At 58.5% G+C, this 14,254-nt stretch carries 10 protein-coding genes; 7 read left to right on the forward strand and 3 right to left on the reverse strand.

Going from position 1 to position 14,254, the window contains the following annotated elements:
• The first annotated feature begins 56 nt into the window (after positions 1-56).
• Positions 57-554, forward strand: coding sequence for a PaaI family thioesterase (locus HMPREF3098_RS03505; RefSeq protein ID WP_070434020.1), 498 nt, complete (start codon positions 57-59; stop codon positions 552-554).
• A 64-nt stretch (positions 555-618) separates the two neighbouring features.
• Here HMPREF3098_RS03505 and HMPREF3098_RS03510 read toward each other — a convergent pair whose 3' ends face one another.
• The gene (locus tag HMPREF3098_RS03510; protein ID WP_070434021.1) at positions 619-2,046 is read right to left on the reverse strand and encodes an NAD(P)/FAD-dependent oxidoreductase; all 1,428 of its coding nucleotides are present in this window, start codon (positions 2,044-2,046) and stop codon (positions 619-621) included.
• A 264-nt stretch (positions 2,047-2,310) separates the two neighbouring features.
• Between HMPREF3098_RS03510 and HMPREF3098_RS03515 the strand changes: the two genes are divergently transcribed.
• Entirely contained in the window at positions 2,311-3,597 is a 1,287-nt protein-coding gene (locus HMPREF3098_RS03515; RefSeq protein ID WP_070434022.1) for a class I SAM-dependent methyltransferase, read from the forward strand.
• A 13-nt stretch (positions 3,598-3,610) separates the two neighbouring features.
• Here HMPREF3098_RS03515 and HMPREF3098_RS03520 read toward each other — a convergent pair whose 3' ends face one another.
• Positions 3,611-5,014, reverse strand: coding sequence for an MFS transporter (locus HMPREF3098_RS03520; protein ID WP_141739652.1), 1,404 nt, complete (start codon positions 5,012-5,014; stop codon positions 3,611-3,613).
• A gap of 156 nt (positions 5,015-5,170) precedes the next feature.
• Between HMPREF3098_RS03520 and HMPREF3098_RS03525 the strand changes: the two genes are divergently transcribed.
• The 5 genes from HMPREF3098_RS03525 (at position 5,171) to HMPREF3098_RS03545 (ending at position 12,342) form a co-directional block, all read left to right on the forward strand.
• A complete protein-coding gene (locus HMPREF3098_RS03525) occupies positions 5,171-6,919 on the forward strand; it encodes an FAD-binding dehydrogenase (protein WP_070434023.1) in 1,749 nt (582 codons plus the stop codon).
• The gene (locus HMPREF3098_RS03530) at positions 6,912-8,291 is read left to right on the forward strand and encodes an amidase family protein (RefSeq protein ID WP_070434024.1); all 1,380 of its coding nucleotides are present in this window, start codon (positions 6,912-6,914) and stop codon (positions 8,289-8,291) included. The genes HMPREF3098_RS03525 and HMPREF3098_RS03530 overlap by 8 nt, the downstream gene beginning before the upstream one ends.
• A 196-nt stretch (positions 8,292-8,487) precedes the next feature.
• Entirely contained in the window at positions 8,488-9,957 is a 1,470-nt protein-coding gene (locus HMPREF3098_RS03535; RefSeq protein ID WP_083284036.1) for a lipase family protein, read from the forward strand.
• 338 nt (positions 9,958-10,295) lie between these two features.
• Positions 10,296-11,666, forward strand: coding sequence for a TrkH family potassium uptake protein (locus HMPREF3098_RS03540; protein WP_070434025.1), 1,371 nt, complete (start codon positions 10,296-10,298; stop codon positions 11,664-11,666).
• 34 nt (positions 11,667-11,700) lie between these two features.
• Entirely contained in the window at positions 11,701-12,342 is a 642-nt protein-coding gene (locus tag HMPREF3098_RS03545; RefSeq protein WP_246815831.1) for a potassium channel family protein, read from the forward strand.
• A 523-nt stretch (positions 12,343-12,865) separates the two neighbouring features.
• On the opposite strand, the gene mgtE is transcribed toward HMPREF3098_RS03545, so the two are convergent.
• Positions 12,866-14,251: a magnesium transporter gene (gene mgtE, locus HMPREF3098_RS03550; RefSeq protein WP_083284038.1), complete on the reverse strand. Its 1,386-nt coding sequence runs from the start codon at positions 14,249-14,251 to the stop codon at positions 12,866-12,868.
• Positions 14,252-14,254: the final 3 nt, after the last annotated feature.

Consider the following 14,254-nt stretch of genomic DNA (forward strand, 5'->3'; position numbering starts at 1 on the left):
TTTTTGCCTACGCAGAAACCTCGAATTCACCGAATGAAGGAAGAAGGCGATTGATCATGGAGATCCCAGCGCAGCGTATCGAAGGGCTCAAAGCTTTGGCCACAATCAAAAAGGCCCTGGCTACGGGTACAGCAACCCAGGACATTGTCGCGGAGGCCAACAAAGAAATCGAGTTGCACCCTTCGCTGGATCGTACCCTGGGCGTGCGTTACCGCAGCCTCGCACGAGATTCTGTCACCATTGCATGCGAGGTCACATGGGAGCATACCCAGCCGGTGGGTCTTGCCAACGGTGGGCTTTTCGCCTCGTTGGGAGAAACTGCTGGTTCCATGGCAGGCTTCTTGGCCGTTGACAACAGCATGCAGGTCATGGGAACCACCAACACAACCGAGTTTTTACGCCCGGCTTTTCCGGGTGACGTGATCATCAGTTCCGCCCGGGCTATCCACCTTGGTCGAACCTCGCAGTTATGGCGGATTGAACACACTAATGAAAAGACCGGCAAGCTGCTTGCAATCACCAGCTTGCGAACAGCGGTGCGCCCAATCGGGTAGAGCGTGGCGTCGACAATGAAAAAGCCCTAGGGGCTACCTAGGGCAAAGGGGGGTTGCGCGCTGACTAATCGGAAACGGCGCGGGTGTTCCGACCCTCGCCGAAGCGCAGGTTATCGCGAACCTCGATGGAGCGCTCGTCGTTTTCGTCCTCATACGCACGCAACTTGCTGATCGCATTGCGGGCATGCAGTTGCTGGCGGGTTGCCACCAGCTGCCAACGCCGGCGAGACACGGAGTTCAAGCCCCAAGAAAACGCTGCGACAGCACGGTTGCGGAAGCCGACCATGTACAGCAGGTGGAGGACGAGCCACATGATCCAGCCGACGAAGCCCGAAACCTCGGCCTTGTTCATCTTCACCACGGCATTGAAGCGGGAAACGATGGCCATCGAGCCCTTGTCGAAGTAATCAAAGGGTTTGCGGGCCTCGGGGGACGTGCCGTTTTCTACTTCGTCGATGATGGTGCGGGCAGCGTACTGACCACCCTGCATTGCCACCTGAGCCACGCCGGGAAGGCGGTCGAGGGACATCATGTCGCCCACGATGAAGACGTGGCGGTCATCGCCAACGGTTAGGTCGCGATTGACAGGCACACGGCCGGCGCGGTCGACCTCCACACCCAGTTGCTCGGCGATGTGCTTACCCAGTGGGGAAGCAGCCACACCAGCGGACCAGATCTTGGCGTAAGAAGGCACGAATGTCTCTTCGTTGGTCTTCATGTCTTTGAATTTCACGCCCTGGCGGTTGACGTCCGTCACCATGGAGTTGAGAACTACCTCCACCCCCATGGCTTCCAGACGGTGGGAAGCCCGACGGCCTAGGCGCTTGCCGAAGGGGCCCAGAACCTGTGGTCCACCATCGACCAAGATAATGCGAGTATCGGTGGTGTTAATGCTGCGGAACTCGTTACGCAGGGTGCGGTATGCCATCTCGGCCAACTGGCCAGCCAGCTCCACACCGGTGGGACCGCCGCCTACAACCACGAAAGTCAACAGGCGCTCGCGCTCAGCGGGATCGTCGGTGATCTCGGCGCGCTCGAATGCGCCGGTGACGCGGGCGCGGATCTCTAGGGCATCGTCGATGGACTTCATACCAGGAGCGAACTCCGCGAAGTGTTCGTTACCGAAGTAGGATTGGCCCGCACCGGCAGCCACGATGAGCGAGTCGTAATCCAAAACGGCATCCTTGCCGCCCAGATCGGCGGTCACGCGCTTGGCGTTGACATCAACATCGCGAACTTCGCCCTTGACCACGCGGACATTGTCTTGGTTAGCCAAGATCTGGCGAATGGAAGGTGCGATCTCACCGGAAGACAAGATGCCCGTTGCTACTTGGTACAGCAGCGGTTGGAAGAGGTGGTGGTTCGTGCGATCAACGATGGTAACGGACACGTCTGCATCTTTGAACTTCTTCGCAGCAAACAGGCCACCGAATCCGGCGCCGATGATGACGACGCGGTGGCGGCCGCTCATGTTGCGGTGGCTATAGCTCATTAGGGGGGTTCTCCTCGGTCAACGAGTGGAAGCGATTCATTCTCAAATTTTCGCAAGTTGTACGGCCACCATCCTAACGCTTGTGAGGAATCCGCTCACATTAACCGTGGTTGGTCAGGTGAGGATGTGCCCTTTTTGCCGTATGGGGGCGATAAAAGCGTGGATAAACCGGCGATGCCTGCACTATAAGATGTGGTTTTGCTAGTAACTTCGGGGGGAGTTCCATAACGATATCGAGGAGGCTAAATACCGGTGGTGGAGAGGATGAATACGCAGTATGTTGATCCGAAGCGCTGGCCGCACCTGGTTGCGCCTCTCGATGCGCATTTTCAAGGCCGACGGGCCGAGGAGGCCTCCAAGCGGTTGGAAGCCCTCGCAGCGGAATACGATCTTTCGCTCACCGGAGCCACCACCCCTTTCCTGGATGTGCACGACGGAGAGCTGTTCGACCGCATCGTGGCCCACGAGTGGTTGGGCGTGGCAGAAAGTTACATGCTGGGGCAGTGGGATGCAGAGCCCCTGCCCGAAGTGCTAGAAATCCTGCTGCAGCAAAACTTGGAGGGGCGGCTGGGGGCATTGCTGAACCGTAAACGCAAGCACGGTAACTTCGGTGCCCCCTTACCAGGCGAGGTGCCAGATGGGTTGGTGGAGCTCTACGCCGGTGAAACGCGCGCCACGGGTGCCGCGTTATTCAAGTCCGCAGCTCGCACCACCACAACGGAGTCGGTGAGTGTGCCCGTTTCCCCCGGCGCGAAGAAAACCACCCAGCTCACGCTGGATCTAACATATTTCGGGGCGCCGGACAACGTAGATCGCCAAGACCTTGACGATGCTCAAATGCGCCGTATTGAAAGCATGCTCGACGAGGCCGGTGTGGGCCCCGGGGACCGAGTGTTGGAACTGACTAGTTCGGGCGGCACGCTGGCCATCCAAGCTGCAAAGCGTGGGGCCAGCGTGGATGTCCTTACCAGCGATGCCGAACATGCCGAGACTATCGGTGCGCGCGTCCGCGCTGCCGGAGTTGCGGGTGCCGTGCGCATTGAAAGAATCGTCGGGAGTATCCCCTCACCACGCCAATGGTCGGGCAGTTACGATGTGATCTTTTCCATTGAACGCATGGAGACGCTGGGGCGCGCCGGGATCCCTCATTTCCTGCGGGCTATTGATCGTATGTTGGCTCGCGGTGGGGTGGCGGTCGTTCAATCTATAGTTTCGACGCCAACCGCCCGCGAGACCGCCAAAGGCTCCCTAGACGTGATGCGCGCCTACGTGTGGCCCGCGCTGGAATACCCGCTGGTAGATGAGGTGCGAGCGGCCACGTTATCCGCGACGAAATTGAATCTGGTGGCGGAGAACTACTTGGGTTCGCACCTGGCTGCCACATTGCCGCTATGGCGGAGCAATTTTTTAGCGCGTGAGCGGCAGGCTGCGGCGGCCGGGTTCGACCTCATTTTCCGCCGCTTGTGGGATTACCAGCTGGCGCTGCATCAGGCGTTGATGAGCGCCGGGGATATCGACTGCGTGCAGTTCGTTTTCGAACCGCGCAGCTAAGTGGCAGGAGGACCTAGATGTCCTTCATGTCCACGTGGCTGGTTTCACGCATCAAGAGGACGGCGACCAAGGTGATTGCCGTTGCAACCCCCAAGTACAAACCAACCGCGTGTACTCCGTAGGAGGCCACGAGCGCGGTGGCGATAAAAGGTGCCACAGCTGCACCCAAGATTGAGGCCACGTTGTACGAGATGCCCGAACCGGTGTAGCGCACATTGGTGGGGAACATCTCGGGCAACACGGCCGACATTGGCCCAAAGACCAGGCCCATTAATGCCATACCGATGGCAAGCCACACACCCACGGTGAATTCAGTCGCGGTTTCTTGCTTGAGGAAGAGGGAGAAGCTGGCCGCGAAAACCAACATCAGAACGGAGATTACGGCCAAGTAGTTCTTGCGGCCGAAGCGGTCCGCCAAACGACCGGAGATTGGCACGGCGAGAGCGAAGAACCAGATGGTGATCAGCTGCAGTTTGAGGAAGTCGACATAGGGGATGCCTAGGCCCCGGGTTTTGGCCGGGTTCGCAATGCCGTAGGACAAGACCCACGTGGTCACCAGGTAGAACAACGTGTACGTCGAAAGCATGATGAACGTACCCAGAACTAACGGTCGCCACGCGACCTTGAAGACATCGAGCACGGGGGCGTCGAGCTTCTTGCCCTTATCCACGGCCTCCCGGAACACAGGGGTTTCCTCCAGCTTGAAACGCACGTACAAGCCCACGATGACCATAACAGCGGACAGCAAGAATGGCACGCGCCAACCCCACTGCATGAATGCGCCGTCGGTCTTGCCGTTTTCGTGGCCCAAGCCGATAACGAGGATGAGGAAAAGACCATTGGCCAGAATGAAGCCAAATGGTGCACCCAGCTGCGGCCACATCGCGGCGCGGGCACGTTTGCCCGGCTCGGCGTTCTCCGTAGCTAGAAGCGCGGCGCCCGACCACTCACCGCCGAGGCCCAGCCCTTGGCAGAAACGCATGAGAGCCAAGATAGCCGGGGCGATGATACCGATGCTGGCGTAGGTGGGCAGCAAACCGATGATGAAGGTAGCGATGCCCATGGTCAGGAGAGATGCAACCAAAGTCACTTTGCGGCCGGCGCGGTCACCGAAGTGGCCGAAAACGATAGAGCCCAACGGGCGAGCAACGAAGGCCAGTCCGAACGTGGCAAAAGAAGCCAAGAGGGCGACCGTGGGGTTGTCATTCTTCGGGAAGAACAGGTGAGGGAAGACGGCAACGGCTGCCGTGGCATATGCATAGAAGTCGTAGAACTCAATGGTCGTACCCACCGTGGAGGCGAGAATGATGCGACGACGCACAGTCTTGTCTGCAATGGGGGTGGCGGGTAGGGCTGGTGACGCGCCGGCTGGGTCTGGGGTGACGGGATTGCCGGTTTCCGTGGAAAACTGCGACATTCAAACCTCCTTCTTTCCTGTATGGGTTGTGAACTTAATTAGGCAAGATATGCGAACGGACGAACGCCGGAGGGAAAACGTGAATATGCATTCACAACAGGGGTAAAAACACTAATGTGTTTTGCAGAACAAACACGTCACGGAATGGAGAACAAAATGACGAATGCCAACGTTGAACGCAACCGCACCGATGCTCCGGTGATCATTGTGGGCGCCGGTCTGGCCGGACTGGTGGCAGCGCACGAAGCGGTGAAAAGTGGATTGAAAGTCCTCGTACTAGATCAGGAAAACCGCAACAATCTGGGTGGGCAGGCGTTTTGGTCTCTGGGAGGATTGTTCTACGTCAACAGCCCCGAGCAACGCCTGATGGGTGTAAAGGACAGCGAGGAATTGGCGTGGCGGGACTGGGAGAACTCCGCCGACTACGACAATGCGGACAACGACTATTGGCCACGCAAGTGGGGTAGGGAATACGTTCGCTTCGCGACCCATGAAAAACGCGACTACCTTAAGGCTCTCGGGCTACATGTAGTTCCCACTGTGGGCTGGGCCGAGCGCGGGCACGGCGATGCCTCAGCGCACGGAAACTCGGTTCCACGGTTCCATCTAACATGGGGCACCGGCCCCGAGGTGGTGCGCGTTTTCCGCGAACCTCTGGAGGAGGCCGAGCGCCAGGGCAAGATCGAGTTCCGATTCCGTCACCAGGTGGATGAGCTGTTGACTGAGCCCGACGGGGACGGTGTGCGCGTGGTCGGCGTGCGCGGTAGTGTGCTGGAACCGACGGATCTGGAGCGCGGTCAGGCGAGCTCGCGCGAGGTTGTCGGCGACTTCGAACTTCGTGCACCCGCGGTGGTCGTGACCACTGGTGGTATTGGTGGCAACTTGGATTTGGTGCGTCGCACGTGGCCCACCGAGCGCTGGGGGGAATGCCCCAAGGAATTGGTACGGGGTGTGCCAGCGCACGTCGATGGTCGCATGATTGAGATCTCGAAGCAGGCGGGCGCGCGCCTGACGAACACTGATCGAATGTGGCACTACACCGAGGGCATGATGAATTGGGATCCCATTTGGCCTACCCACGGAATCCGCATTATCCCTGGCCCCAGCTCTCTGTGGTTGGATGCCGAAGGTAACCGTCTGCCCACCACGCTTATCCCCGGTGGAGATAACCTCGCGACCCTCGAGCACATTGGTCGCACTGGGCACGGCTATTCGTGGTTTGTGCTGACCAAGGCGATCGCCGATAAGGAGTTTATCTTCTCTGGATCCGAGCAAAACCCGGATCTCACCATCAAGAAGTTCAAGAACTTGCTGTCCAAGGTTGGGCCGGGCACTCACCCTGCAATTCAAAATTTCATGGATCACGGAGAAGACTGGGTGATTGCCGATGACCTAGACAATCTGGTCGAAGGTATGAACGAGGTCACGGCGGAGGATGCCCCACGCATCGATGCCCAAAAACTACGCCGCGTGATCGAAGATCGCGACAGCCAGCTCGACAACAAGTTCTCCAAGGATTCCCAGATCAACTACATTCGTACCGCCCGCGGATACTTGGGTGACAAGATTGTCCGCTGTGCTGCCCCGCACCGGTTGCTCGATGAGTCCAAGGGACCACTGATTGCGGTGCGTATGCGCATCCTTACCCGTAAGACTCTAGGCGGTATTGAAACTGATCTGTCGGGTCGTTGCGTGCAATCCGATGGCTCGGTACTGCCTGGCCTGTACGCCGCCGGCGAGGTCTCGGGCTTCGGTGGGGGTGGAATGCATGGCAAGAATGCGCTGGAAGGTACCTTCTTGGGTGGGTGTATCCACTCGGGCAAGCGTGTGGGTGAGGCCCTGAAACCGCAGATCGAGGCCCTGCTGCGCGAATCTCAAACCGCCCGAGGCGAAGACCGTGGGTAAGCATTCCTTCGACCTTCCATGGCATGCATTCTCGGCGGCGCAGTGGCGGGAAGCGGCCATAACCGAGGGGGCCGAGGTTGGAATCCACGCTGCTCTGGAGCGCATCGATGCTAAAGACGACCTGATTAATGCTTTCACCGTAGTTCTGCGCGAGGAGGCATTGGAAGCCGCTCGGCAACTCGACCGCGCGGCCACTTCCACACCTGGCCCGCTGTTCGGCGTGCCTATCGCCATCAAGGAAGAAATCGACGTCGCCGGCACCGTGACCACGTTTGGAACCAACGCCAACACATCGGTTCGCACTACTGATTCCGAGATTGTCCGGCGCCTCCGCAACGCCGGTGCCGTCATCATCGGCAAGACTGCCATGCCGGCCTTCGGTGCATTCCCGTTCACCGAATCCGAAGCCACGGGAATCACTCGCAACCCGCGTGATCTTACCCGCACCCCAGGCGGATCCTCCGGCGGCACAGCGGCGGCAATCGCTGCGGGCATGGTGCCAGTCGCTATTGGTGGCGACGGAGGCGGATCAGTGCGCATTCCCGCTGCCCATTGCGGGCTCGTGGGCCTGAAACCAGGACGGGGGGTGCTGCCCACAGATCCTTACCCCGACCTTTGGTTATCGCTTGGGACTGCCGGGCCGCTCGGCGCTTGTGTGGCTGATGTTGCTCTGGTATTCGACGCCCTGCGTGGCAGTTATGAACATCAACCCGCAGGGTCGCGGACAGCATGGGAACGCCCCTTGCGGGTTGTCCTGGATACGCACCCTGTGAGCCCTCTCACTCCTCCCCATGAAGATCACGTGGCCGCGGTCCATAGGATTGGTGAGGAGCTTAGGGGTGCGGGGCATGGCGTCGAGAAGAAAAAGTTGAGTTACCCCGACCCCACGCCGGCCTTTCTAGCCCAGTTCTACGCTGGGATTCGCCAAGAGATCGCCGGGTTAGATCACCCCGAGAGGATCGAGCCGCGCCACAAGCGGACGGCCCTGATGGGGGTGTGGACAATGCCGCAGCGGGTGCATGATTGGGCCCGGCGGGCTTCGCAGCAGCTGGGGGACCTCATTGAACGGGAGATCTTTAGCCAGTACGACCTGATCGTAACCCCGACGGTGGCAGGTCGGCCGATAAAGGCTGGACGCTTGATGCAGATGGGAACTATTGCAGCACAGCTGGCGAGTTTGCCGTCGGTGGCGTACACCGCCACGTGGAACGTCAGTGGGCATCCCGCGATCGCCATTCCTGTAGGGGTAGGGCGCGACGGTTTGCCGGTGAGTGTGCAATTGGTGGCCTCGCGCGATGGTGGGGAAGACCTGTTATTGGACGTGGCTGCGCGCATTGAAGAAAGGATTGGTCGGTTTCACCCCGTTGCGTAGGTGGGTACCACGTCCAGGGGTGGTTATGCATAGCTAAGTACCACGTCCGGGGGGTGTTATGCATAGCTAAGTACCACGTCCGGGGGTAGTTATTAGTTTTGTAAACAGAATTTTTATTAAATCCCACCCTTCCTGTGAGTTGGATCACCATACTGAATGTGTCGATTGATTCGATTCAACTGGAAGGTGGACACTGATGAAGATTCATGCACGTCAAAGCCGTGTTTTGTGGGCGGCCTTGATGATTCCCGGGCTAGCGCTGGGCGGGGTGGGAACAGCTTTTGCTGAAGAGGACGCGCCAGGATCGGGTGCGGCAACGGCGGGGTCGTCGGGTGCTGAAGGATCGTCGGGCAGCGAGGCGCGCGTGGAAAAGGGTGATCATGACCCGTTCTATGATCTCGTGGATGTTTCCGGTAGGCGCCCAGGAGACGTGGTGAAAATCCAGGATGCGCCGTATGGTCGGGTTTTCGGGAACTTGGATTACAAGCTGCCGAATTCTGTGCACAAGATTATGTACACCTCCACCACACAAACCGGCCAGAAAGTACCCGTCACAGGTTACGTCGTGGAGCCAGTCGTGAAGTGGAAAGGCAAGGGGCCCCGGCCAACAGTAGTGGTAGGGCGTGGAACGGTGGGGCAGGGTGATCAGTGTGCGCCATCGCGCAACTGGCCACTGGATAACCAACCTAACCCTATTGCTTCGGAACGCGCCGTGGCGCTGGAAGGGATGTACGACTGGGTCTTTTCTAACCAGGGCGTGCGCGTTGTTGTCACAGATTATGTGGGCATGGGCACTGCGGGTGTGCACACCTACATGAACCGGTTGGATCAGGCGCATGCCATGATCGATGCAGCTAGGGCTACGCGCAACCTGGTGGAAGAAAAGGGTGGGAACTTCGGCAAGGTGTCATTCTATGGGCACTCGCAGGGTGGCGGAGCAGCTGCGGCTGCCATTGAAACCATCGGCGCGTATGCGCCAGAGCTGGATCCCGCGGGCGCTTATGCATCCGCTCCACCGGCCGATTTGGATGCGGTGCAGCGCAATATCGACGGATCGGACCTGGTGGGTGCGATTGGCTTTACTATCAACGGATTGCTGGAGCGCTATCCAGAGCTGCAGGCGGATTTGGAGGCCAATCTCAATGATCGAGGCAAGGTCGCACTGGAGGATCTGAAGACGATGTGTACGAACGAGATCACGGAAAAATACGGGCACCAGACGACCTCCATGTGGACGAAAGATGGGCGCAGTCTGGATGAGCTGTTGAAGTCAATGCCGAAGGCGCAGGCTGCCATGGAAGCTCAACGCATCGGAAAGTCCATACCGGCGGCGCCTGTCATGATCGTCTCCGGTCGGTACGATCTCAATGTGGAGTATCAGCAAGCCAAGGACTTGGCGCGGAAGTGGTGTGCTGCGGGGACGTCCGTCCTGTACCGAGATGACTATATGGCCAAGCTTGGCGATTACAACCACTTCGTCCAAGCGATATCCGGCGCGGAATTCGGCATTCCGTTCATTTTGGATCGCTTCAACGGTGTGCCGGTCAAGGGTGCGTGCCAAATTCCCGAAAAGGCCAATCCTATTGGCAGCGCGCAGGGGTCTGCAGAGGGCGCGGTGAACTTATCTGACGTTGCTGTGGGGTCCAGTGTGCTGGGTAGCAGCTAGCCGGGGTGGGTGCCCAGTAGCTTATTCGGGTGATATGACTCAGCGGAGCGCATCCGGCTGACATGAATGAGGGGTTGAGTTATGGGTTAGGGGGTTGAGTTTTGGGTTAGGGGGTTGGGTGCCCATAAGGGGGCCGGCGCCCCTTCATCCGCGAAGTGTCATAATATATATTATCGGCTAAAGGGCTGAACGCTCGCTATAGCTCGAGGTCATTACTGGTAGCTCATTACCTGCACAAGCTGGTGGTACGTTACCCATTAAAAAAGCGTTTAGATTTATCCGGCGAGTATCGTCGTTGTGCTAGCCATATTGCGACTCTGGGTCTAGGGTTATCCTTCGTGCAAACTAACGCAACAACACCACGGTTGCATCCCACCCAAGTGGTCGCCGTGGGTTTTATCGTACTGATCCTCATCGGTACGTTCGTCTTGATGCTGCCGGTGTCATCAACCGACGGAACGGCGACGGACTTTCTGCCGTCTCTCTTTACAGCCACAAGTGCTGTATCGCTGACGGGACTAGTCGTTGAGGATACGGCGACCCACTGGACTAGCTTCGGCCAGGTTGTCATTATTACGTTGATTCAGCTTGGCGGGTTCGGCGTCATGAGTCTGACATCCTTGGCTGCCATGATGCTGACTGGGCGCTTGAGTCTTCGCTCGCAGCTCAATACCTTGGCAGAAGGTCGAACGCAGGATGCTAGCAGCGTGCGCAAAACGCTTGTTATGACACTTGTGTTTATGGCGGGCACCGAGTTCCTTGTGGCCATTTTCCTCGCCTGTCGTTTCCACTTTGGATACGATAGGCCCTTTGGACAAGCTGTGTGGCACGGTGTATTCCACGCGATTTCCGCATTCAATAACGCGGGATTCAGCATCTACTCCGATAACCTCATTAGCCTGGCTACCGATGCTGCGGTCATCCTTCCCATCGCTTTCGCACTGATCGTTGGTGGGCTGGGTTTCCAAGTCCTGTTAGAAATCTTTAACAAGGCGCGTCGGCGAATCCTCAACCCCCGTAACCGCAGTGATAACGTGCGCTTTTCAGTAACCGCCACTGTCACCCTGTGGGGTACGGCATTTCTGCTGGTCGCAGGCTGGATTTGGTACGCGTTCTTCGAATGGAAAGCCACCCTTGCTCCCCTAGCTTTTCACGACAAAATGCTGTTGAGCTTCTTCGGATCAGCTACGGCTAGAACCGCAGGTTTCAATGCCGTTGATTACGGCATGCTGCACCCGTCTACCCTTATGGGAACGGACATCTTGATGTTCATCGGTGGCGGATCCGGTGGTACCGCTGGTGGCATCCGCATCACGACCGCGGCCATCATCTTGGCTGCGATGTTGACCGAATTTCGTGGTGAAAACAGCGTCACCATTAACCGAAGGCGCATTAGTCCCTCCACCATTCGCCGCGCACTCACCGTGGTGAGCTTCGGCGTGGCTCTCGTTGTGACGACCATCGTGCTCATCCGCACGCTGGACCCGCAGTTCACTGCAGACCAAGTAGTGCTGGAGACCCTTTCCGCCTTTTCTACCGTTGGTCTCTCCACTGGCATCACCCCTTACCTCAGCGGTGCCTCACAGGGCATCCTCATCGCCATCATGTATCTTGGCCGCATCGGGCCAATCACATTGGTCACGGCGATGGCTTTGAAAAAGTTCAAGCGTCGTTTCGAATACCCAGAAGAAAGGCCGTTCATTGGTTAGGTTCTTTGGCCCGTCCGCAAAAAATCGGGCAAAAATCAATATTCCCCCTGTTGCTGTTCTCGGGCTCGGGCGCTTCGGTTCTTCGCTCGCGAAAGAGCTGACCGCTCACGGCGTGGAAGTCTTGGGTGTCGATGCCGATGCCCGCCTCGTTGAGCAGTGCAAGAGTGAGCTCACAGATGCTGCCGTGGCGGATACCACTGATATGGATGCGCTGCAGCAGCTTGGGATCGGTGACTTTGACCGCGTGGTTCTGGGCATCGGTTCCTCCCTGGAATCGTCGATCCTTACGGCCTCGGCCCTGTTGGAGCTCGGAGTGCCCGATGTGTGGGCTAAGGCCGATTCCAAGGCGCACGCGCGCATCTTGACTCAGATCGGTGTGCACCACGTGGTGCGACCGGAGCGCGATACGGGGCGCCGCGTGGCTCACCTTTTGGGCGGGCGTTTCCAGGACTTCGCGGAGTTCGATGAGGATTTCGGCATGATCAAAATGCACCCACCTGCTTTCTTGCAGGGTGGCCCCGTGGACAACGAGGCGTTGTCCAGCCGGGCGGGTGTGCGCGTTGTTGAAGCCCGTGTTAATGGTGATTGGCAACCCATTACTTCCGATACCCGCTTGAGCTCTGAAGACCTTATCATCGTTGCCGGCGAGCTCTCGGCGCTTGAAAAATTCGGATAAAGCACCCCGAAAGGCGGCGGTTGGGCGCTCCCTCCTCTGACAAAGAACGGTGTCGGGCGGAGGTGCCCCTCCTCTGACAAAGAACGGTGCCGGGCGGAGGTGATTAGGCACCAGACCGCTCAATGTGCAGCAGAACTCTGACAAAATGACGCGTTTTTGTTGGAGTTCTGCTGCACATTTGTTTTGATTTGTTGCTCAGCGGGAGGATACGGGCGCCGGGGCGTCCGAGACTACCCCCATACCCTGTCGAACAGCCCAGACCCCGACAAATTAACCCGCAGAGGTGACGACCTATGTAAAGCAGCCCGATTCGGCACAGTTACCCCGGCATTGTTGTTGCGCACCGCCCCGGTGCCCCCATCCCTGGCATTGCTGCGCGCAACGCCCCGGTGCTCTTACCCCGGCATTGTTGTTGCGCACCACCCTGGTGCCCCCATCCCTGGCATTGCTGCGCGCACCGCCCCGGTGCCCCCATCCCCGGCGTTGCTGCATTACCCTGCTGCTGCACTACCCTGCTGCTGCACTACCCTGCCGCCGCGATCTGCTCCGCCATAATCGCCCCCGCAATGGTGAAGTAGATAATCAAACCGGTTGCATCGACCAAGGTGGAGACCACAGGGGTGGAGAACACGGCAGGGTCCACACCGAGCTTTTTAGCCACCAACGGCAACATGCCTCCGACGATGCATGCCCACGAGCAAATGCACACGATCGCCAAGGAAATTGTGGCTGCGACTTGCGGATAATACAGCAGGGCCACGATGGGGAAAATCACCGCTCCAAGGAAAACTCCCAGTAGGAATCCTACGCGCACCTCGCGCCAGATCACGCGGAAAACATCACTGGGGCGTACCTCATCAATGGCTAGGGCACGAACCACCGAACTGGCCGCCTGCGAACCCGCATTGCCACCAGTGCCGATAATCATCGGAACGAACACACTGAGCACCACCACTTTTTCCAGAGTGGATTCAAACACTTCCATGACGTTGATGGTCAAAAACGCCGCGAAAATGAGCACAATCAACCACAGCCCGCGCTTGCGGGCCAACGTGAACACCGTTGCAGTCAGGTATGGCTCGTTGAGTGGCTCTTGGCCACCGGAACGATAGGCATCCTCGGTTTCTTCGTCCTCAAGGATCTCCATGGCGTCGTCCACCGTAAGAAGCCCCAGCAGCCGGTCTTCCTCATCGACAACCGGAAGTGCCAACAAGTCAGCTTCTTGCACCAATCTGGCCGCGAATTCCTGGTCGTCATGGGCATACACGCGGTGCTTCTCGGACTGCAGCACGTCACTCACTGGAGTGCCAGCGGGCGCGGTCACGAGGTCCGCCAAGTTCACCATCCCGATTAATCGGCGGGAATTGTCGGTGACGGGGACAGTGGCAAAGGCCTCCCCACGCAGCTGGAGTTTCTCGAGCGCTTCTTCCCTATTGGAATCCGAGGATAAAACCACCGTGACAGGTAACATTACGCGCCCAGCGGACCGGGCAGGATATCCCAGCAGTACCGAGGTGGCCCGGCGATCTTCCTGCGGTAGGTCACGAAGCAGGCGCGAGGCGACTTTGGCTGGCATCTCATCCAAGAGCGCCGCGCGGTCGTCAGCAGCGATGGACCCAAACAATTCGCCTACATGCTCATCGCGGAGTGCCTCCAGCAAATCCGCCTGATGCGGTGGGTCCAAGTACTCGAACACACTGAGCGCGCGTTCCTTATCCAACAGCCGAAACGCAACCGCCTGTAACTCAGGCTTTAATCGCCCCAATTCCGCGGCGATATCAACACTGGTTTGTTCGGCAAGCCACCGCTGGGCGGATACTAGCTCGCGCTCATCACGGGAGGCCAGCAAGCGCGGCAATTCGCGGTCTTCCGGCAGGTCCTTCCTGGGATCTACCCGGGTAGCGGTCATTGC

Source organism: Corynebacterium sp. HMSC28B08 (assembly GCF_001806865.1).
Taxonomy (GTDB): domain Bacteria; phylum Actinomycetota; class Actinomycetes; order Mycobacteriales; family Mycobacteriaceae; genus Corynebacterium; species Corynebacterium auriscanis.